This is a genomic window from Flavobacterium sp. 11, from assembly GCF_002754315.1.
In the GTDB taxonomy this organism is placed as follows: domain Bacteria; phylum Bacteroidota; class Bacteroidia; order Flavobacteriales; family Flavobacteriaceae; genus Flavobacterium; species Flavobacterium algoritolerans.
Genome location: NZ_PEFE01000001.1, coordinates 310,448 through 329,281, shown reverse-complemented (window position 1 = coordinate 329,281; position 18,834 = coordinate 310,448). Strand labels below are relative to the sequence as shown.

Genomic DNA, 18,834 nt, shown 5'->3' with positions numbered 1-18,834 from the left:
GAACAATCCCGATTTCCACAAGCGTTTTCTAATTCGGATGGCGATAAATTTGTGGTAATGTGAGTTACTGAATTGTTTTCGACAAACTGCTCGCAGCGACTGATTAGAATTTTGACCATTACATTGCAATCGTTTCCGAAATGCTTGATTTGCTGTTCGGCTCCTAAATCGTCGAAGCAATTGCTCGTTAAATGAAGTTATTGATTTGATTTTTAGATATATGGCTACAAAGCTTCAAAAACGTATTGCAAATCCCAACAATATTGACCACCCAATACACGCAGTTGCAGGTATCCATACTTAAGTTTATTTTCTCCTTTGGTTGGAGATTTTTAAGCTCATAAAAAAAAACTTTAAAAATGATTTTTAAATGTCTTTTGAAAGTGTACGCTTCTCAAAATCATATGAAGATAACAGGAAAAAGAAGCGTACTTTTTCAAACAATATTACTTTTGAAATCCACAAAATACTGACTGTTTTCAGGAAGGTTTTTGCACATGATTTGAAAAAAGTACCGCAATCAAAAATCATTTATTTGTTTTCTTCAAGTAAAGAAATAGTATCGGCAAGATTATGGTCTGTAATATAGTTTAAAACAAAATGTTCCACCTCTTTTTTATTCTCAGGGGAAGTGGAAAATGAATTAAGATAATACTCTGTATTTTCATCAGCAATATGAATAATTTCAGTGTATCCTTTTGAAATTAGAGAGCCTTTTAATTTCAAAACTTTAAGCTCACTGCTATTATCAATTTCTTTTTTAACTCTTAGCTTAATAGTTTTATCCATCGGTTTATTTTTTGATTTTCATTTTACGCACAATAATAATATATTACGCTAATAAAACTTGATTTACTTTCTATTCTACAAACAAAAAAGAGACTTGTGAGGTCTCTTTTTGGAATTAATTATATCTTTTATAAAAGGTTTATTTAGCCTTCAATAATTTTTCCAAATACTCAACCTTATCTTTTTCTGCCTGAACTAAACGTTCATATAACTCAACTACTTTATCCAGGGGATTAAAATTTGGCTGAATATTAATTGCATTAATTGTTGAACTATCATGACTAGTGAAAGTATTATTGATAACATTTAATACAGTTTCATCGCTATAATTTTTTATTGCTTCAGGTGAAACCCCAAGAACTTCAGAAATTGCCTTTAATTTTTCTTCATCAACTGTTTCGCTTCCTTCAATGTTGGAAACTGACTGTTGACTTACACCAATAGCAATAGCCAATGCTTCTTGTTTCATACCTCTAAGCTCTCTGATTCGGCTTATATTCCTACCAATGTGTTTTGGTTTTGTTGCTGTTTCCATTGTTCAAAGATATTTAAAATTCTCTAATTTTTTTCAAATCGGTAAAATACAAGCTTGAATTAGTATGATACAATTCCGTTTAGTTCGGTACGGTACAATCTATTGTTTACTTGCATTGTGTTTTGAACAAAAATACAATTTTTCGAATAAGTATTAATTAAAAAAGCAAAATTATGAATGCAATTGAATTTTCACAGCAAAAAGAGTTGAAGGAAGTAATTACTGAGCACATTAAAACATCTGCGATTTATTGTTTTGGCAGGCATGCAACAGCATATAGCTCCAGCAGGAAAATTTATCCTGATAAAGAACTGCAAAAAGAACATAGTCATTTATACCTCTTAGTTTTTGTACAAGAAACCAAAGATAATGCTGTCAGTGATATAAGTGATAAGATAAAAGCAAAGACTCAGGGTACTTTGACCGCTACTGTTCTTATACACCACGTGCAGAGTCTAAAAGACCTCTTCCAAGACCAGCAGTTTTTCTTTTGGCAGATTATGCAGAACGCAGAGCTGTTATTTCAAGATATTAACAAGCCTCCTTATTTAAATATTAGCGAAGCTCCCAAAAGAAATTTAAAATCAACATCGCATTACATAGCATGGAGGAGGAATAATATTGCTACAATCTGGGGCTGGGTATATAATGATGATGATGCTTCTAGTTCGGATGAAGTAAAAATGTCCGCTCTTCATCAAATAGTGGAGCAAATCTGTTTGTCTTTGATCCGTGTCTTTGTGGGCTACACTCCTAATCATTTTGCATTAGAGTATTTATTTAATCTCTGTGAATACTTTACTACCATAACTGCAGATTTTTTTCCCCGACAAACACGGGAAGACAAATCCATATTTAAACTTCTTAAGCAACAGCCCAACACCTTACGTTTTAGTAAGACTAACGATGTTGATTATTTATATTATCAGGTAGTGGAAGAAAGATGCAAAAATTTTAAAAATCAAGCGGATATAGTGATACAAAAAGAATTCGAGAGGTTAAGTCAAATTGAAATTATTGAAAATAAAATAATTGAAAATAAGAAATAATCATGGAAACAGATGGAGTTAAAAATATTGAAGCTATCAAGAGATTAACAGATATGTGTCTGAGAACCTTAAAACCTGCAGGGAACAAAAGCGGTTTATATACTGCAGAAATTAGAGTGTTTGATTTTTTGGAACTTGCCTCAATTATTAGAAATCTTATAAAGTTATGTATTGTGGCTCTGGATCAAGATGGAGCTGAAGTACCCCTTACGATAAAAAATCAGTCAATTGACGTCGGCCTTATACTGGGAATTGCCTTGCAGTTATTTCCAATTAATGAATTTGAACTGCTAAATGAAATCAGCATATTATTCCCTGCTGATTCTAGAAAGGAAGATGAAAATATAATAAAAGACTAACAATCTATATAAGAATTACATTAGCAATTAACCTGTTTCCATTTATAAGTTTAATAAAACACCGACTTCGGAGGTGTTTTCCAGTCCCGTACGGGCAAGTGGTTTTGAGCTGCGGAAAGTATTTCAAGCAGCTCAAAACACAACTTGCTATTTTCCTGCGAAAATATTATTGGATATGGTTTTAAAGGAAAGGGCTTGAGGCCCTTTTTTTGTTTTGCGGATATTTAGGAATTGTTATGTGTTGTGATTGGTTTGAACAAATCAGCCTTGATAAGGCTGTGTAGAAATAGGATAGTGTTGGCATTCCTGGCTTTAATGGGTTCACCTCTATTAATTCCAGAGAAGCTTAACTGCAGTTATCTGCCGAATTAGAAAATATGCAGATGCGTATCTTCAAACATAAATATTTAAATATATCTTCTCATGCCTATTGAGGTATCAATGCAATTCTGTACGGATGCACTGATTTATAGATGTATTTAATCCCATAAGTAAATGCGCTTGTATAGCTGTATGTATGTACATACGCTTTTACATACGTATGCTTTTATACAAAGACATGAATGCTCCCTTATGTAAATAAGTTAATAAATAGACTTTTAGATACTCACATATACCCCTATCTAAAAACATAAATATTTTTTCCAAAGAAAACCGAAAATCGGAAAAAAGAAAAAGAAAGCAATTTCAAAGGACGGGATGCAGACAGGACAAAAGGAAACGGAATAAGTCCCGAAGGGTGGTTTGTGAGGCACGAGCTAACCATTATGCCGTAGTCTTTTGGACAGGCTCATCGAGCACGTCCTACCTTGGTTTTCTTTTTAATATTTCTTTGAGTAAAATATAAAGTCCAACCCGTCCAAAGAGACTGAACAAAGCAAAGATGAGAATTAAATAAACCAAGAAAAACCCGTTTAGGGATTTAGGTATTCACTAAATCCAGTGATAGGGTTTGTCTTTGCGGTTCAGATAGCAATACATCTCTTCCTTTTTGAGTTCGGGAAAGAATTTAAGAGCATTCTCAATGGCATAGTTGGGAAGAAAGAAAATCTCGTCACGGATAGAAGTAATTACTTTTTCACGACCATAAAAACGGACGATTTCGTCAATTTGATCCTGACCTCCACGCTCAACAATACGGGCAATTACCATTTTATATCCTCCATCCCAGTCAATACTGTCGAATCTAAAATCCCAAAAGAATTTAGGGTGAAGATTAGGTATATGTTTGGTTAATGGCTTCATTATTTTTTTAATTGGTGTAGTATCAAATATAAGTATTTTTTGCTTAATTACCTGCGAAATCCTCTCTTTTTGTTGGGATTAATCGGTAAATCCTGGCTTTCTGATTTAAATTTATACAACGGATTTTTTACTGCCAGTTCCAGCCGTTTTTGGATAATTTTCCAGTTTTGCTCTTTTTCTTTCAGCATATCTATACCTTCAAAGGTACTAATCTTGTCATATGTATTGAGACCTATGGAAGCCCAGTAGGAATCCTTATCATATTTTCTCTGATAGGCTTGTAGGTAGAACTTTAATGGTTCTCGTTCAAGCATAAAGTACATGTCAACAAAATCCTTGTACCTGTCTCCGCTCTGATGAATCGCATGGAGTTTCATTGCTCCAATATCTTCATTGGAAATCATGCGGACTCCTTCAGCTGTTTCCACGGAATTCAGAAGAGGGTAATTGTGTGTAACAATATCGACTTTTATATCATCGATGTAGGTAAGAACAGTGTTCGGGAAGAACTGGCTTTCCTTTTCATTTACATCGTAAGTGTCATGCAGATATTTGAGCATCATCTGCGAATTAAAAGTTTTTGTTGTAAAAAGATCTAGATCCACTGATAAGCGATGTCCCAGTCGTAAGGCTAACGCCGTACCGCCGACCAATATATAGTCTTTCAATTTTTCATCTTTCATAAGCCTTTGGAGAAGTTCCCACATCTCCTTGCTAACTGTTTCTTTGTAGAGCATAATTTCACGTTTCTCATGAAATTAATCCCGAAAGCGAGGCACTCTTAGAAAGGGTCCTGTCGTGGCTTTGTTTGACGGAAGTTGTCCTTAAGGCGAAAATCAACATGCGGAAATAGTAAGCCAAATGCTTCCATATTCTCCAATATCCAGAGGTCATTACTAATGATAAAGTATATTGGTTTTTAAATTGTTTAAACGAAACCAGTAATAACGGTAATGGAAAGCAACGGCAAAACTACCTCGCATAAAGGAGGCAGGCATCCCAAGAAAGATCCCGCCGTTCACCGCTATTCTATAAGCCTTAGTGCTGAGGAAAATGCACGATTCCTTTCTCTCTATGAAGCTTCACGAATGGATGTAATGGCCCATTTTATTACGGCATGTGTCTTCCAAAAAGGCATTACAATCGTAACGGTTGACAAGGCAACCATGGATTACTATATGCGCCTGACCACCCTATTCGGACAGTTCAGGGCTGTAGGAACCAATTATAACCAAGTGGTAAAAATACTGTACCGCAATTTTTCTGAAAAGAAAGCCGCAGCCTATCTCTATAAATTGGAAAAACAGACAGCAGAAATGGCGGTATTGTGCCAAAAAATCATTCTACTAACCCAGGAGTTTGAAGCAAAATACCTGAAAAAATGATAGCGAAAATCGGAAGAGGGAGCAATCTGTATGGTGCATTGGTGTACAATCAACTCAAAGTGGAAAATGAAAATGGGCAGGTTTTGTATACCAATAAGATAATTGAAACTCCTGATGGCAGTTATGCCACCAGTCAACTGTTGCGTTCTTTTGAACCGTACTTGCTTGCCAATCGAAAGACTGAAAAACCAATATTACATATCTCTCTCAATCCTGATCCGAAGGATAAAGTAAGTGATGAACAATTTGAAAAGCTGGCTCAGGAGTATATGCAGAAAATGGGTTACGCTGAACAGCCTTTTGTGGTATTCAAGCATACAGATCTTGAGCGGACCCATATTCATATCGTATCAGTTTGTGTGGATGAAAATGGCAGGAAAATATCTGATAAATTTGAAAAAAGGCGTTCGATGGATGTCTGTCGCGAATTGGAAAAACAATACTGCCTGATATCGGCTATCGAGAAAAAGCAAAATCCACAAAATCAAATATTCAAACCCGTTGATTATAAGGCTGGTGACATAAAGAGCCAGATGGCTTCGGTAATCCGTCATTTACCAAAGAACTATAAATTTGAGGGTTTCGGCACCTACAATGCCCTGCTTTCCCTTTTCAATATTACCGCTGAAGAAGTCAAGGGTGAATTTAATGGAATCCCAAAACAAGGACTGGTATATTTTGCATTAAATGAAAAGGGAGAAAAAGCAAGCAATCCCTTTAAGGCTTCGCTGTTCGGTAAACAGGCAGGATATGTTCAGCTTCAACAACACTATGCCCAGTCCAAAGAATTGTTGAAAAATGAGCCATCCGAAGCTTTGCTTAAGACAACCATTGAGATGTGCTTGCAGACGGCATCGAATGAAAAAGAATTCAAAAAACGGTTGTTGGAACGAGGTATTAATACCGTTGTAAGACGAAATACCGAAGGCAGAGTTTATGGAATAACGTTTATTGACCATAGTTCAAAATCCGTGTGGAATGGTTCGCAATTAGGCAAAAACCTTTCGGCTAACGTTTTCAATGAATGGTGGAATAATGGCAATAAAATAGAGCAACCTGTGCAGGGAAATGGTGCTTCAAAGAAAAATGCGACTATAAATGAAGATATCAAACAATCACACAAGCTGTTTGACTTTTTGGTTAAGGAAAATATGTCCTATAGCCACGAAGAAAACAACCTTATTGAAGTCTTTGGAGGGTTATTATCCAATGGAAAAGCAGAAGACTATGATGAAGAATTATTTGTCAACCAAATGAAAAAGAAAGCCAGACGCAAAAAAAGATAGTGCATACTATCAATTTTAATCGCCAGCCTTTTTGTTGATTCACGACAAAGGAGTGATTCATCAAATTGGCTGTACCAACTCTTTTTAAAAACAAAGACTGTCCTGACGATAAGGAGGGATTGTCTTTGTTTTTTTACAACTGTTTCTAATATTGCTTTGAGACTAATGCAGCCAAAGAGTTCCTAGGTGAGACTGTAATTACTCCTAAGCTGTCAGATGGTTTAAATTCATAAGAATTAAAAACAAACATCGTTTTAACAAAAGGCAAAGGAGGTGAAAAATGAAACAGGAATTTATCAAACAGACTGATGTAGAAGAATATATCTCAAAAAATTATGAAGATATAGAACGGGAAAAAGAACAAAAATTCGTAGATTTAATGATTGAAATTATTGTATCATTAACATTGAAAGAATTATATGAAGAGGGCGATTAGATATTTAAGATTTAGTCAATTAGGGCAAAGTAATGGCTCGATTGAAAGACAGGAATTGTATACCGATCAATACCTGCAATATAATAATATACAGTTGGTGGATTCCTTCATTGACAGGGGTAAAAGTGCCAAGACTTTTGACCGTCCAGATTTTATAAAATTACAGGCATTCATTGCCAGGCATTATAAATCGGTGGATTACCTACTTGTAGACCAGCTTGACCGTTTCAGCAGGGATGCGGGTGAAGCTATGAGTTTGGTCAAACAATTTCAAAAAAAATACAGTATTCAGATTATCAGCGTGACTGAAGGGATCGTTTTTGATTATGATACACCGGGAAGCTTTTTCCGAGCAGGCTTACAATTGTTGCTAGCTGAAGAAGACAATATCAACAGGAGTATAAAAGTGCGTGGCGGACTCTATACAGCCCGTGCAAAAGAAGGTCGTTTCCTTACCAGAGAAAAACCTTTCGGCTACAGCAAGGTTGGAGAAGGAAAACAGCGCCACCTTGAAGTAAATGAGATAGAAGCTAAAATTGTCAAAACAATTTATGATATGTATCTGCGTGATGTGCCGTTATATAAAATCAAAGAAATAGCTTATCAATCAGGTTTTGACAGGAAAGGCAACATGGCTATTGATCGTGTGCTTGCAAATCCTGTTTATGCAGGGCTTGTAAGGGTTGAGCCGTTCAAAGATCTGCCGGGAGGTCTTTTTCCAGCCATTCATGAGCCAATAGTTGATAAGACAACATGGACAATGGTACAGTCCAAAATGAAGAAAGTTGATAAAGTAAAGGTAGTTATCGATGATGAAATACCGCTACGGGGCGTTGTAAAATGCCATTGTGGAACTCCGCTTACTGGTGCGCCTTCTCGTGGTAAATCTGGAAAATACTTCTACTATTATAAATGCAAGCATTCAAAACATAACAATATAAGTGCAATCAAAGCACATGAGCAATTCTTAAATGTCTGCGATCTCATGAGCGTTCCCGAAAGACAGATTAAAGAGATAAGAGATGGCAGTTACGCCTCAATTGAACAGGAAGTAAAGGCAAACAAGAAAAAAGTAGCAGACAAAAAACATGAGCTGGAGGGAGTACAGCAGCTATTAAATGCAGTAGAAGAAAAATGGTTTAGGGACGAGATAAACAAGGATACCTACGAAAGATGGTATTCAACCTACAGTGACCATATATTGACCATTACAGCAGCAATAGAAAGACTTAGCCCAAATCAAGGGAAGGCCTTCGAGATTTTAGACCGTAATCTGGATTTATTGGGTGATGTCAAACATGTCTACACGAGGTCAGATACTCTGCAAAAGCGTGAGTTTGTAAAGATGGTGTTCAATGGTAACTTATACTACCAAGAGGGTATATATCGAACACCTACAATTTTAGATATATTTTCTCATAATGCCAGTAAAATGGAGGAAAAGGGATGTCTTATATACAAAAAAAAGAGGGAAAACCTTTCGGTAATCCCTCACAGTGGGCGATGAGGGGTTCGAACCCCCGACCACTTCCGATAGAATCGGAATGCTCTGAACCAGCTGAACTAATCTTTTTTTGAAATTAGTTCCTGAATTTTAATCCTGCTTTTCCAAGATTTGATTTGTAATTCTCTTTGTTGAGCTAATTCTTTTGTTTCGTGTTTTTCGATATAAACAACTTTCCAATCATTTACGTTGCCGGTAAAACCTTTGCTTTTTTGATTGTGTCGAATAATACGTTCTTCTAAATCAGAAGTGAAACCAATATAATATCTATTTTTAATTCCGCTAAAAAGGATGTAGGTAATGTGTTCCATAAACTATTAGACATAAAAAAAACTCCATTATTTCTAATGGAGTTTTTTGTGGGCGATGAGGGGTTCGAACCCCCGACCACTTCCGATAGAATCGGAATGCTCTGAACCAGCTGAACTAATCTTTTTTTGAAATTAGTTCCTGAATTTTAATCCTGCTTTTCCAAGATTTGATTTGTAATTCTCTTTGTTGAGCTAATTCTTTTGTTTCGTGTTTTTCGATATAAACAACTTTCCAATCATTTACGTTGCCGGTAAAACCTTTGCTTTTTTGATTGTGTCGAATAATACGTTCTTCTAAATCAGAAGTGAAACCAATATAATATCTATTTTTAATTCCGCTAAAAAGGATGTAGGTAATGTGTTCCATAAACTATTAGACATAAAAAAAACTCCATTATTTCTAATGGAGTTTCTTGTGGGCGATGAGGGGTTCGAACCCCCGACCCCCTCGGTGTAAACGAGGTGCTCTGAACCAGCTGAGCTAATCGCCCTAAACAATTTGGTTACTTTCGTTTCCGTTATTGCGTGTGCAAATATACGCCACTTTTCTAGATTTGCAAGTAAAAACCAAAAAAATTATAAAATTTCTGCTACTACAAAGGTGCTTCCGCCAATGTATATAAAATCAGATTTTGCTGCGTTTTCAATTGCTCTTTTATAAGCTTCTGAAACAGAATTATATACTTCGCCTTTCAGTTCGAAAGTTGCTGCTTTTTGTTTTAAAATTAGAACGTCCAGCCCGCGAGGAATATTGGCTTTACAGAAATAATAGATTGCTTTTTTAGGGAATAATGGTAAGATTTCATCTAAATCTTTGTCATTTACAACTCCCAAAACAATATGTAAAGTATCAAAATCTTCTTTTTGTATTTGATTCAATACAATTTCCAGTCCGTTTTTATTGTGTGCCGTGTCGCAAATAACTTTTGGGAACTCATTCAATTGTTGCCATCTTCCCTGAAGTCCGGTGTTTTTTACCACGTTCAACAAACCAAATTTTGTATTTTCGGGAGTGATTTTAAATTCGCTCTGACTATTTAAAACAGTGATGGTTTGTAAAACTGTCTTTTTATTGTGTATTTGATAATCGCCAATTAAATCAGAAGGATAGGTTTCTGAAATTAAATCAGCAGCAAAATAAATTTCCGAATTGCATTCTTTGGCTTTAGCCAAAAAGACAGGTTTGGTTTCAGGAGTGTATTCTCCTATTATTACAGGAATGTTGGGTTTGATAATCCCCGCTTTTTCGAAAGCGACAGCTTCTAATGTATTTCCTAAAAATTGTGTGTGATCCAATCCTATATTGGTAATTACCGAAACTAATGGAGTGATAATATTGGTAGCATCTAATCTTCCGCCCATTCCCACTTCAATAACGGCGATGTCTACTTTTTCTTTGGCAAAATAATCGAAGGCTAATCCAACGGTCATTTCGAAAAAACTCATGTCATTGGATTCAAAAAAACTTTTGTGCTCATTGATGAAATCAGTGACAAATTCTTCAGATATATCCTTTCCGTTAATTTTTATGCGTTCCCGGAAATCCTTTAAATGTGGTGAAGTGTACAATCCAACTTTATAACCAGCCTCTTGAAGTATGGATGCTAACATGTGTGATGTCGAGCCTTTTCCGTTAGTTCCCGCAACATGAATGCACTTTAGTTTTTCTTGTGGATGATGAAGATGAGCTATGAGTAAATGCGTGTTAGTTAAATCTTTTTTATAGGCCGAAGCGCCCTGAAGTTGGTACATCGGGAGTTGATTAAACATCCAATTTATGGTTTCCTGATAGTTCATTTTTGTAATAAAATAGTAGTTGTTTAAAATATTTTTCGATTTTTTTAGTTTAATAGTACATCGAAAAGTATCTTTAGTGCAAAATTGAAATAATTTTTAGAATTAATGATTAAAATACAATAATATTATATGTTTAGTTTTATACAATTACAGGCCGACACCATTACCAACGCTGCTTCAAACGTAGTTATCGAAAAAATTGCTCCAAATACCGAAATATCCACTTTGGGATTCCTTTTAAAAGGTGGTGTGTGGCTTATCCCAATCGGGATTCTATTATTTTACACTTTCTATCTGATTATTGAACGCTATTTGTACATCAGTAAAGCATCAAAAATTGATGCACTTTTGATGCGCGATGTTCGGGATAATCTAAATTCAGGAAATCTTGATTTGGCTCGATCCATTGCAGAAAGAAATAATACCGCTTCGGGTAATATTGTAAAAGAAGGTATTTTGGTTATTGGGAGACCTATTATTGAGATTGAATCTAATATGGATCGTGCTGCAGATATCGAAATAGGAGGAATGGAAAAGCATTTAGGTCATTTGGGACTTATTGCCGGTATTGCACCTACATTAGGATTTATTGGAACTATTTCTGGAGTTATTAAAATATTTTACAGTATTTCGGTAACTGAAAACATTAGTATTGGTAATATTTCTGGAGGATTGTATGAGAAAATGATCAGTAGTGGTGCTGGATTAATTGTAGGTATTATTGCGTATAGCGGATATCATTTATTAAACGGTAAGATTGATAATTTTGCTTTAAAAATTCAAAAACAAATATTAGAATTTGTAAATATTATTCAAAGATCATAATATGTCTATAAAAAGAAAAAGAAGATTTCATGCCGAGGTCGCGACTTCTTCATTAAGTGATATTATGTTTTTCCTGTTGTTGTTTTTCTTGATTATATCAACATTGGCGAATCCTAATGTTATCAAGATGACGTTGCCAAAAGCACAATCAAACGAAAAAACAAACAAGCAATACATTAGTTTATCTGTCACAGAAGATAAAAAATTCTACATCGACAAGCAACCTGTTTCATTTGAAGAACTGGAAACAACCTTGATGTCTAAGATGGATTCATCAAAGGACCAAACTGTAATTGTTCGCATTCCATTCAATTTACAAGTACAAGACTTAGTTGACGTACTGCAAATAGGAGTTAAGAACAATCTGAAGTTTGTGATTGCCACCAGTCCTAAGTGATTTCATTAAGAGTTTTACAAAGTAAATTAGTTAAGCTGATTTTAAAATAAAAAAAATGCCTCGATATTTCGAGGCATTTTTTATGTAGCTTTATATGATTTTAATTCAAATTGAAATTGTAAACAATCTTACCGACTTGCTTTTCCGGGGCATCGCTGCTGGCATCCCATCTCGTGTTCATTGCAGCAATTCTGGCTTGATCTAATAAACATTTTGCGGTATTCGTAGTTCCTTTTACACCGGCAACTGCATTTACAGTCCTTCCGGTTCTGTCAACAGAAACTTCTACAACTACTTTCCCTTGTTCATTACATGTGTATTTTGGTGCAGGTTTAGAGAGTGCTTTTCGGTTTCCTAAGGAGTATCCAACTCCTCCGCCTGAACCACTTCCGGTTCCTCCTCCGCTTCCGGAGCCATAGCCACTGCCAGTTCCTATTCCGGTTCCGGTACCATTTCCTCCGCCTGTTCCTCCACCGGAACCACCCGTTCCATAATAACCGTTAGAACTCAAGCTTCCGTTGGCTTTTCCTTTGTTTCCGGCTGCTTTGTCATCGCCATCGCCACCTTTATTAGAACCTTTTAGAATGCTGGATAAAGCATCATTGGTATTGTTAGAAACTTTAGGTTTTACAACTACTGGTTTTGTTTCTTCTTTTACAACGACTATTGGTTTTTTAGTTTTTTCTTTCGTCGGAATGACAACAGTTTCTTCGGTGCTGTTTTCTTGGGATAAAATAGCTTCGTCAGGAGTTGATTTTGCAGGCGTTTGTCTGGTTTGGTTTTTTACTTCCAAAACTTCACTTTTATAATTCGCACCCGATCCTAAATCGCTGTCACCAAAATTTACTGTAACGCCACCGCCACCACCGCCGCCAGCAAGTTCATCCATGTTTGCGGGAGGCCAAAAGCGGATGAAAAATAAAATTAACAACATTGTCGCATACAAAAGAATGGATAGTGCTAACGATTTCTTTTGATCTGATGAAATGGTGGAACTCATTTGTATTTTAAATTTTAAAAAGTGTATTACTAAAAAACGTTGAAAAGTACTAAAAATTGTCAAGAGTAAAAAGCGACTGCCAGAATATAAATAATATTGCTTTCGCTTAAAACTAGAAATAAGAAAAGGGATTAAATAGATTTTAAAATCTGCTTAATCCCAGTTCCGATAAATAGTAAAAAAAACTATTTTATTTTAAGTAAGCTGCTTCAATGCGATTTCAAAAGCAGTGGCACTAATATTTGTTTTACTTGGATTCAAAGCATGTGCTTTTTCAATTGCTTTTTTGATGATTTCCGAAGTGTCTTGGAAGATAGCTTCATCCGTCATTTGTACTTTCTTTTCCATGAAGTAAGCAAAAACACGCGCCATACCACAATTAGAAATAAAGTCAGGAATTAAACTCACTTTATGATCTACATGTTCCATAATTGGACCAAAAAAGATTGCTGTGTCGGCAAAAGGAACATTTGCACCACACGAAATTACTTCAAGGCCATTCGCAATCAAGCTGTCAATTTGAGATTGAGTTACTAGTCTGGAAGCGGCACACGGAGTGAATATTTCAGCGCCAATAGTCCATATTTTTTGATTGATTTCTTCAAAAGGAATCATGTTTTCAGCAACCAGTTTGTTTCCGTCTTTTGCAAGAAATAAAGCTCTTATTTCTTCGAAAGAGAATCCTTCTTCGTTGATTAATCCTCCGTCTCTGTCGATAATACCAATTACTTTAGCGCCCATTTCGGCTAAGTAAAAAGCGGCAGCAGAACCTACATTTCCAAAACCTTGTACGATTGCTTTCTTTCCTTTTACGTCTCCACCATAGATTGTATAATAATTACGAACAGCTTCTGCAACGCCATAACCGGTAATCATATCAGCAATAGTATATTTTCTGGAAACATCTGGTGAGAATTTTGGATTTTCAATCACTTTCACCACACCTTGACGCAATTGTCCAATTCTGTTGATTTTGTCTGCTTCGGTCGGTTTGAAATGACCGTTAAAAACACCTTCTTGCGGATGCCAAACACCACATTCTTCCGTCATCGGAATTACTTCGTGAATTTCATCTACATTTAAATCTCCACCCGTTCCGTAGTAACTTTTCAATAAAGGAGAAACGGCTTTATACCAACGTTGTAAAACGCCTTTTTTTCTTGGGTCATTCGGGTCAAAATTAATTCCAGATTTTGCTCCGCCAATAGCAGGTCCAGAAACTGAAAATTTCACTTCCATGGTTTTTGCCAAAGACAAAACTTCATTCATATCCAACCCTTTTCTCATACGAGTTCCACCACCGGCAGCACCACCACGAAGCGAATTGATGACTGTCCATCCTTCGGCTTCTGTTTCAGCATCTTTCCAATGGAAAACTATTTCAGGTTCTTTATTTTCGAATTTCTTTAATAAATCTTTCATTTGTTGCGATATGTTTAATTTAGGCAAATATAAAAAATAGAATAATGTGAATTATTTATTTTTTTGAATAATTTCAAACAATAATTTTTATTGACCTAATAAATTCTTTTTAAGGTTTTCACCCACAGGATTATCCGAAAGCCAAATTCCAAAGAATGCTTTTTTGAAATCAAATCCTGCTATTTTACCTTTTAATTTGTCGTTTTTGTAGACCCAAAGAGAAGTATCATTAGGATTATAAATCAAATTAAAAATGTCATTCTCTACAATTTCATCGCTTAGCATACCTTTAAGTTGTTCCATTCTTGGGACTAAAGTAGGAAGAACATCTTTAGAAGACTGTTCGAAACCTTTATTTAAATTTCGGGTTAACTTAGCTGATGAAACCATTGAAGAGGTGATTTGTATTCTGATAGCCATTTCAGTATTACTGTCAATAATATCTTTTGCATCTTGGGAAAGTATTGTTAAATATAATGCTTGAACATATACTTCAATCATCATTTTTGATCTGGTTCCAAACCCGTTAAGCTGAAGCGTTTTATTTTGGAATTTTATTTCTCTTGGAATAATAACACCATTGACATCAAATTGGCTTTGCGCTGTAACGATGTTGGATTGAATAAGTAAAAACAGTGTAAATAGGGGTAATAAGAGTTTTTTCATGAGTTGTGTAGGTTAAATTTTTGCTAAAATTAGTCTTTTAAGCGATGAGGGAATATAGTTTAGTTAAAATATTCAATTGTTATAAATAACTCCAGAACTGTGATCTGTTTTTGCACCTGTAAAGCTGCTCAAAACATTGATTTCTCCGCGTAATTTTAAAACACCGAGTAATGCAAAAATCAGTGCTTCTTTGAATTCCAATATTTTAGCTGACGGAATAATGAGCTTCATTTTGGGTAAATGATACTGAACTCTCTCTATAAGAAAATCATTGTAAGCACCGCCACCAGTTATAAAAAGGCTTCCGTTTTTATTGGGCAAAGCCAAAGCAATTTGCAACGCCACATGTTCGGTGAAAGTGTGTAATTTGTCTTCAATGGGAATGGAATATTTTTCGATAATAGGTAAAACAGTTTCTTTTACAAATTCGAAGCCCAATGATTTAGGGTGTTTCTTTTGGTAGAAATCCAACGCATTTAGTTCATTTAATAAATCTTTATTACAAATTCCGGTTCTTGAAATACTTCCTTTGTCATCATAATCTAATCCCAATTGATTCGCATAAAAATTTAAAACGGTGTTTACAGGCGAAATATCAAAGGCGATTCTTTTGTTATTCTGTTCAAAAGAAACATTCGAAAAACCACCTAAATTCATGCAATACTCATATTCAGAAAATAAAATTCGGTCGCCAATAGGAACCAAAGGTGCGCCTTGACCGCCAAATTGTACGTCTTGAACTCTGAAATCACAAACGACAGTTTGGTTAATTAAAGTAGCTATTTCGGGTAAATTACCAATTTGAAGTGTGAATCCGTTTTGTGGTTGGTGCAAAATAGTATGTCCGTGGGAACAAACAGCATCGAGGTCTTTTATTTCGTATTTTTCGATAAAATCAGAAATAATAACAGCCAGAAGTTGCGTGTAGTCTTGATTTAATTTTTCGAGAGCAGCTTCAGAAAAATCGACAGCTATTTTCAATTTGTTTAACCAATCAATGCTATACGAAACGGTTTCAGATTCCAGGATTTGAAAGTCCCATTTGTTGTTTTTGACAGTAAAGACAATATGCGCCAAATCGACTCCGTCCAGCGAGGTTCCGGACATAACACCTATAATAGTATACTTTTCTTTAAACATTGGCTAAATTTACGAAATCGTTTGAAATTTGATATTTAATAATTACTTTTGACGACAAATTTAAGAACATTTAATTTACAATAAAAATATGGATTTTAATCTAACCGAAGAGCATTTAATGATTCAACAAGCCGCTAAAGATTTTGCTGTAGTAGAATTATTACCTGGTGTTATTGAACGTGATGAACATTCAAAATTTCCTACTGAGCAAGTGAAAATGATGGCCGATTTAGGTTTTATGGGAATGATGGTCGATCCTAAATACGGTGGGTCTGGTTTAGACAGTATTTCGTATGTTTTGGCAATGACAGAAATCGCAAAAGTGGATGCTTCAGCAGCTGTAATCATGTCAGTTAATAATTCTTTAGTTTGCGCTGGTCTTGAAAAATATTGCAACGAAGAGCAAAAAATGAAATATTTGGTTCCGCTTGCAAAAGGGGAAGTTATTGGAGCTTTTTGTTTATCAGAGCCTGAAGCTGGAAGTGATGCGACTTCGCAAAAAACGACTGCGATAGATAAAGGAGATTATTACTTATTAAATGGTACTAAAAACTGGATTACTAACGGGTCAACTGCATCAACATATTTAGTTATTGCTCAAACGGATATTGAAAAAGGACACAAAGGAATCAATGCTTTTATTGTTGAAAAAGGTTGGGCTGGATTTGATATTGGACCAAAAGAAAAGAAAATGGGAATTCGCGGAAGTGATACGCATTCATTAATGTTTTCGGATGTAAAAGTTCCTAAAGAAAATAGAATTGGTGTTGACGGATTTGGATTTGCTTTTGCAATGAATGTCTTAAATGGCGGAAGAATAGGGATTGCATCTCAAGCGTTAGGAATTGCAACTGGAGCGTACGAAATTGCTTTAAAATATTCTCACGAGAGAAAAGCATTTGGAAAAGAAATTTTCAATCATCAGGCTATTGCTTTTAAACTGGCTGATATGTATGTAAAAGTAACTGCTGCAAAATTATTGGTAATGAAAGCGGCTTGTGAAAAAGATGAAGGTAAAGATATCGCACATTCTGGTGCTATGGCAAAGTTATACGCGTCAGAAATAGCTTTAGAAGTAGCAAATGAAGCGGTTCAAATTCATGGAGGAAACGGTTATGTTGCTGAATATCATGTGGAACGTATGATGCGTGACTCTAAAATTACTCAAATTTATGAAGGAACTTCTGAAATACAACGAATTGTAATTTCAAGAGGATTAGTTTCTTAAAGGATATAAAATAGTTCATCAAAACCCTTTCCAATTTCGGCTGGAAAGGGTTTTGTTTTTTAAATCGTTTTTTTAATACATTTACTGAAAGAATTTTTTTATGTATGAGGATTTAAAATATTGGTATTTGCGCGATCACAAATTGTTTCGAACGTTGAGTTTTGGACAAATCAGACAATTGTGTATTATCACCGGTTTTAAAAAAGCAAAGAAAGGTGAGATTATCTATTTCTCTTCTTCGGATTTGCCAAGAATTTTTCTGCTGAAAAAAGGAAATATAAAGATTGTTGCGGTCGATGAAGACGGCAATGAAACGATTAAAGATATTATTCAAAAAGGAGATTTATTTGGAGAACTGACTTTGGAAGCTGACAGCCAGTCCAATGAATATGCAAAAGTGCTTTCGGATGATGTGGCTATTTGTAGTTTTCTAATGTCGGATTTTGAAGATTTATTGTTGCGAAATCCAAGTCTGGCTTTGTCCTATACAAAGTTCGTAGGGCTAAAAATGAAACGGATTAAGAACAGTTATTCTAATTTGATTTCTAAAGACGCAAAAACCAGATTGTTTCAGTTCCTAAAAGATTGGGCTGAAAAAGAAGGTAAAAAAATAGGAGATAAAGTGGTAATTGAAAATTATCTGACCCAAAACGATATTGCGCAAATTATTTGTACTTCAAGGCAAACAGCGACTCAATTGCTTAATGAAATGGAAACGAATGGTACCATCATTTATAGTAGGAAAGAAATCATTATAACGGATATTCGTAAATTATAATTATTTTAGTGGAACTGTAATCTAGCCGACAAATCTATTCGAAATTGCACAGTAGTTTTACAACATCAAAAAGTAACACTATGAAAAAAATAATTTGTCTGGCTTTATTTGCAATTGGATTATCCGTTCAGGCTCAAAATGATTTACCAAAATTGGCTACGGAAATTGCTCCACTACTTATTGGAGAAAAAATTCCTAATGTCACTTTGAAATCTGTAGAAAATACAAATGTTAATTTAACGGAATTAATCAGTAAGAAAAAGACCGTTTTAGTGTTTTACCGTGGTGGTTGGTGCCCGTATTGTAATGCTCATTTAGCAGCCTTGGCTGAAGCCGAAAAAGAATTATTGGATTTGGGATATCAAATTATTGCAATAAGTCCCGATGCTCCAAAAAGCTTGAAAGTTACAGATGATAAAGAAAAATTAAATTATTTGTTATTGTCAGATAGTACAGGCGAATTATCTAAAGCTGTTGGTATTGCTTTTCAAGCCCCAGAAAATTATAAGGCTACAATTGCTAAAGGTTCTGATGGTGTGAATAATTCTTTTTTGCCTGTGCCGTCGGTGTTTATTTTAAATATAAATGCTGAAATTGAGTTTGAACACATCGCTCCAAATTTCAAAAACAGAATTTCAAATGATTTGTTGATTGCCGTTGCAAAATCTTTAAATAAATAATC

Annotated in this window: 22 protein-coding genes and 3 tRNA genes; 11 read left to right on the top strand and 14 right to left on the bottom strand. The window is 35.1% G+C overall.

Going from position 1 to position 18,834, the window contains the following annotated elements:
- Positions 1-531 precede the first annotated feature (531 nt).
- Positions 532-789, bottom strand: a complete 258-nt coding sequence (locus CLV00_RS01545; RefSeq protein ID WP_099713502.1) for a hypothetical protein — start codon at positions 787-789, stop codon at positions 532-534.
- 139 nt (positions 790-928) lie between these two features.
- The gene (locus CLV00_RS01540; protein ID WP_099713501.1) at positions 929-1,324 is read right to left on the bottom strand and encodes a helix-turn-helix domain-containing protein; all 396 of its coding nucleotides are present in this window, start codon (positions 1,322-1,324) and stop codon (positions 929-931) included.
- A 173-nt stretch (positions 1,325-1,497) separates the two neighbouring features.
- Here CLV00_RS01540 and CLV00_RS01535 point away from each other — a divergent pair, with 173 nt between their 5' ends.
- Positions 1,498-2,373 (top strand): hypothetical protein, encoded by an 876-nt coding sequence (locus CLV00_RS01535; RefSeq protein ID WP_099713500.1) that lies wholly within the window; start codon positions 1,498-1,500, stop codon positions 2,371-2,373.
- A 2-nt stretch (positions 2,374-2,375) separates the two neighbouring features.
- Positions 2,376-2,732, top strand: coding sequence for a hypothetical protein (locus tag CLV00_RS01530; protein WP_099713499.1), 357 nt, complete (start codon positions 2,376-2,378; stop codon positions 2,730-2,732).
- 933 nt (positions 2,733-3,665) lie between these two features.
- On the opposite strand, the gene CLV00_RS01525 is transcribed toward CLV00_RS01530, so the two are convergent.
- Both CLV00_RS01525 and CLV00_RS01520 read right to left on the bottom strand, forming a co-directional pair.
- Complete coding sequence (locus CLV00_RS01525; protein WP_099713498.1) at positions 3,666-3,977, bottom strand: hypothetical protein; 312 nt, start codon at positions 3,975-3,977, stop codon at positions 3,666-3,668.
- A gap of 47 nt (positions 3,978-4,024) precedes the next feature.
- Positions 4,025-4,714: a nucleotidyl transferase AbiEii/AbiGii toxin family protein gene (locus tag CLV00_RS01520; RefSeq protein ID WP_099713497.1), complete on the bottom strand. Its 690-nt coding sequence runs from the start codon at positions 4,712-4,714 to the stop codon at positions 4,025-4,027.
- 216 nt (positions 4,715-4,930) lie between these two features.
- On the opposite strand from CLV00_RS01520, the gene mobA reads away from it, so the two are divergent.
- From mobA to CLV00_RS01505, 4 genes are all read left to right on the top strand, one after another.
- Complete coding sequence (gene mobA, locus CLV00_RS01515) at positions 4,931-5,362, top strand: conjugal transfer protein MobA (RefSeq protein WP_099713496.1); 432 nt, start codon at positions 4,931-4,933, stop codon at positions 5,360-5,362.
- On the top strand, positions 5,359-6,648 hold the full coding sequence (gene mobB / locus CLV00_RS01510) for a conjugal transfer protein MobB (protein ID WP_099713495.1): 1,290 nt from the start codon (positions 5,359-5,361) through the stop codon (positions 6,646-6,648). Before mobA ends, mobB begins: the two co-directional genes overlap by 4 nt.
- A gap of 280 nt (positions 6,649-6,928) precedes the next feature.
- Positions 6,929-7,084: a hypothetical protein gene (locus CLV00_RS16355; RefSeq protein WP_158234581.1), complete on the top strand. Its 156-nt coding sequence runs from the start codon at positions 6,929-6,931 to the stop codon at positions 7,082-7,084.
- A complete protein-coding gene (locus CLV00_RS01505; RefSeq protein ID WP_099713494.1) occupies positions 7,068-8,591 on the top strand; it encodes a recombinase family protein in 1,524 nt (507 codons plus the stop codon). Before CLV00_RS16355 ends, CLV00_RS01505 begins: the two co-directional genes overlap by 17 nt.
- Here the strand turns inward: CLV00_RS01505 and CLV00_RS01500 are convergent.
- The 6 genes from CLV00_RS01500 to CLV00_RS01475 all read right to left on the bottom strand — a co-directional run bounded on the left by CLV00_RS01500 (position 8,582) and on the right by CLV00_RS01475 (position 10,696).
- Positions 8,582-8,653, bottom strand: a tRNA-Arg gene (locus tag CLV00_RS01500). The genes CLV00_RS01505 and CLV00_RS01500 overlap by 10 nt on opposite strands.
- Positions 8,648-8,899, bottom strand: a complete 252-nt coding sequence (locus tag CLV00_RS01495) for a GIY-YIG nuclease family protein (RefSeq protein WP_099713493.1) — start codon at positions 8,897-8,899, stop codon at positions 8,648-8,650. The genes CLV00_RS01500 and CLV00_RS01495 overlap by 6 nt, the downstream gene beginning before the upstream one ends.
- A 49-nt stretch (positions 8,900-8,948) precedes the next feature.
- A tRNA-Arg gene (locus tag CLV00_RS01490) sits at positions 8,949-9,020 on the bottom strand.
- On the bottom strand, positions 9,015-9,266 hold the full coding sequence (locus CLV00_RS01485) for a GIY-YIG nuclease family protein (RefSeq protein ID WP_099713493.1): 252 nt from the start codon (positions 9,264-9,266) through the stop codon (positions 9,015-9,017). The genes CLV00_RS01490 and CLV00_RS01485 overlap by 6 nt, the downstream gene beginning before the upstream one ends.
- A 49-nt stretch (positions 9,267-9,315) precedes the next feature.
- A tRNA-Val gene (locus CLV00_RS01480) sits at positions 9,316-9,390 on the bottom strand.
- Between the two features lie 85 nt (positions 9,391-9,475).
- Positions 9,476-10,696 (bottom strand): folylpolyglutamate synthase/dihydrofolate synthase family protein, encoded by a 1,221-nt coding sequence (locus CLV00_RS01475; RefSeq protein ID WP_099713492.1) that lies wholly within the window; start codon positions 10,694-10,696, stop codon positions 9,476-9,478.
- Between the two features lie 129 nt (positions 10,697-10,825).
- Here CLV00_RS01475 and CLV00_RS01470 point away from each other — a divergent pair, with 129 nt between their 5' ends.
- Positions 10,826-11,521 (top strand): MotA/TolQ/ExbB proton channel family protein, encoded by a 696-nt coding sequence (locus tag CLV00_RS01470; RefSeq protein WP_099713491.1) that lies wholly within the window; start codon positions 10,826-10,828, stop codon positions 11,519-11,521.
- Between the two features lies 1 nt (position 11,522).
- On the top strand, positions 11,523-11,918 hold the full coding sequence (locus CLV00_RS01465; RefSeq protein WP_099713490.1) for a biopolymer transporter ExbD: 396 nt from the start codon (positions 11,523-11,525) through the stop codon (positions 11,916-11,918).
- A 100-nt stretch (positions 11,919-12,018) separates the two neighbouring features.
- Here the strand turns inward: CLV00_RS01465 and CLV00_RS01460 are convergent, their stop codons facing one another.
- The 4 genes from CLV00_RS01460 to CLV00_RS01445 all read right to left on the bottom strand — a co-directional run bounded on the left by CLV00_RS01460 (position 12,019) and on the right by CLV00_RS01445 (position 16,146).
- The gene (locus tag CLV00_RS01460; protein WP_099713489.1) at positions 12,019-12,918 is read right to left on the bottom strand and encodes a hypothetical protein; all 900 of its coding nucleotides are present in this window, start codon (positions 12,916-12,918) and stop codon (positions 12,019-12,021) included.
- A gap of 195 nt (positions 12,919-13,113) precedes the next feature.
- Positions 13,114-14,340: a Glu/Leu/Phe/Val dehydrogenase dimerization domain-containing protein gene (locus tag CLV00_RS01455; RefSeq protein WP_099713488.1), complete on the bottom strand. Its 1,227-nt coding sequence runs from the start codon at positions 14,338-14,340 to the stop codon at positions 13,114-13,116.
- Between the two features lie 87 nt (positions 14,341-14,427).
- Positions 14,428-15,006: a chalcone isomerase family protein gene (locus CLV00_RS01450; RefSeq protein ID WP_099713487.1), complete on the bottom strand. Its 579-nt coding sequence runs from the start codon at positions 15,004-15,006 to the stop codon at positions 14,428-14,430.
- 72 nt (positions 15,007-15,078) lie between these two features.
- Positions 15,079-16,146, bottom strand: a complete 1,068-nt coding sequence (locus CLV00_RS01445; RefSeq protein ID WP_099713486.1) for an anhydro-N-acetylmuramic acid kinase — start codon at positions 16,144-16,146, stop codon at positions 15,079-15,081.
- Between the two features lie 88 nt (positions 16,147-16,234).
- Here CLV00_RS01445 and CLV00_RS01440 point away from each other — a divergent pair, with 88 nt between their 5' ends.
- The 3 genes from CLV00_RS01440 (at position 16,235) to CLV00_RS01430 (ending at position 18,832) form a co-directional block, all read left to right on the top strand.
- Positions 16,235-17,374: an acyl-CoA dehydrogenase family protein gene (locus CLV00_RS01440; RefSeq protein ID WP_099713485.1), complete on the top strand. Its 1,140-nt coding sequence runs from the start codon at positions 16,235-16,237 to the stop codon at positions 17,372-17,374.
- Between the two features lie 100 nt (positions 17,375-17,474).
- Positions 17,475-18,152, top strand: coding sequence for a Crp/Fnr family transcriptional regulator (locus tag CLV00_RS01435; protein ID WP_099713484.1), 678 nt, complete (start codon positions 17,475-17,477; stop codon positions 18,150-18,152).
- 80 nt (positions 18,153-18,232) lie between these two features.
- Positions 18,233-18,832 carry a peroxiredoxin-like family protein gene (locus CLV00_RS01430; RefSeq protein WP_099713483.1) on the top strand — a complete coding sequence of 200 codons (600 nt, stop codon included), beginning with the start codon at positions 18,233-18,235 and terminating at the stop codon, positions 18,830-18,832.
- Positions 18,833-18,834: the final 2 nt, after the last annotated feature.

Bases quoted from the DNA above. Each gene is read 5' to 3' on its own strand.
- CLV00_RS01545 (WP_099713502.1), bottom strand. From the start codon at position 789: ATGGATAAAACTATTAAGCTAAGAGTTAAAAAAGAAATTGATAATAGC.
- CLV00_RS01540 (WP_099713501.1), bottom strand. From the start codon at position 1,324: ATGGAAACAGCAACAAAACCAAAACACATTGGTAGGAATATAAGCCGA.
- CLV00_RS01535 (WP_099713500.1), top strand. From the start codon at position 1,498: ATGAATGCAATTGAATTTTCACAGCAAAAAGAGTTGAAGGAAGTAATT.
- CLV00_RS01530 (WP_099713499.1), top strand. From the start codon at position 2,376: ATGGAAACAGATGGAGTTAAAAATATTGAAGCTATCAAGAGATTAACA.
- CLV00_RS01525 (WP_099713498.1), bottom strand. From the start codon at position 3,977: ATGAAGCCATTAACCAAACATATACCTAATCTTCACCCTAAATTCTTT.
- CLV00_RS01520 (WP_099713497.1), bottom strand. From the start codon at position 4,714: ATGCTCTACAAAGAAACAGTTAGCAAGGAGATGTGGGAACTTCTCCAA.
- mobA (WP_099713496.1), top strand. From the start codon at position 4,931: ATGGAAAGCAACGGCAAAACTACCTCGCATAAAGGAGGCAGGCATCCC.
- mobB (WP_099713495.1), top strand. From the start codon at position 5,359: ATGATAGCGAAAATCGGAAGAGGGAGCAATCTGTATGGTGCATTGGTG.
- CLV00_RS16355 (WP_158234581.1), top strand. From the start codon at position 6,929: ATGAAACAGGAATTTATCAAACAGACTGATGTAGAAGAATATATCTCA.
- CLV00_RS01505 (WP_099713494.1), top strand. From the start codon at position 7,068: ATGAAGAGGGCGATTAGATATTTAAGATTTAGTCAATTAGGGCAAAGT.
- CLV00_RS01495 (WP_099713493.1), bottom strand. From the start codon at position 8,899: ATGGAACACATTACCTACATCCTTTTTAGCGGAATTAAAAATAGATAT.
- CLV00_RS01485 (WP_099713493.1), bottom strand. From the start codon at position 9,266: ATGGAACACATTACCTACATCCTTTTTAGCGGAATTAAAAATAGATAT.
- CLV00_RS01475 (WP_099713492.1), bottom strand. From the start codon at position 10,696: ATGAACTATCAGGAAACCATAAATTGGATGTTTAATCAACTCCCGATG.
- CLV00_RS01470 (WP_099713491.1), top strand. From the start codon at position 10,826: ATGTTTAGTTTTATACAATTACAGGCCGACACCATTACCAACGCTGCT.
- CLV00_RS01465 (WP_099713490.1), top strand. From the start codon at position 11,523: ATGTCTATAAAAAGAAAAAGAAGATTTCATGCCGAGGTCGCGACTTCT.
- CLV00_RS01460 (WP_099713489.1), bottom strand. From the start codon at position 12,918: ATGAGTTCCACCATTTCATCAGATCAAAAGAAATCGTTAGCACTATCC.
- CLV00_RS01455 (WP_099713488.1), bottom strand. From the start codon at position 14,340: ATGAAAGATTTATTAAAGAAATTCGAAAATAAAGAACCTGAAATAGTT.
- CLV00_RS01450 (WP_099713487.1), bottom strand. From the start codon at position 15,006: ATGAAAAAACTCTTATTACCCCTATTTACACTGTTTTTACTTATTCAA.
- CLV00_RS01445 (WP_099713486.1), bottom strand. From the start codon at position 16,146: ATGTTTAAAGAAAAGTATACTATTATAGGTGTTATGTCCGGAACCTCG.
- CLV00_RS01440 (WP_099713485.1), top strand. From the start codon at position 16,235: ATGGATTTTAATCTAACCGAAGAGCATTTAATGATTCAACAAGCCGCT.
- CLV00_RS01435 (WP_099713484.1), top strand. From the start codon at position 17,475: ATGTATGAGGATTTAAAATATTGGTATTTGCGCGATCACAAATTGTTT.
- CLV00_RS01430 (WP_099713483.1), top strand. From the start codon at position 18,233: ATGAAAAAAATAATTTGTCTGGCTTTATTTGCAATTGGATTATCCGTT.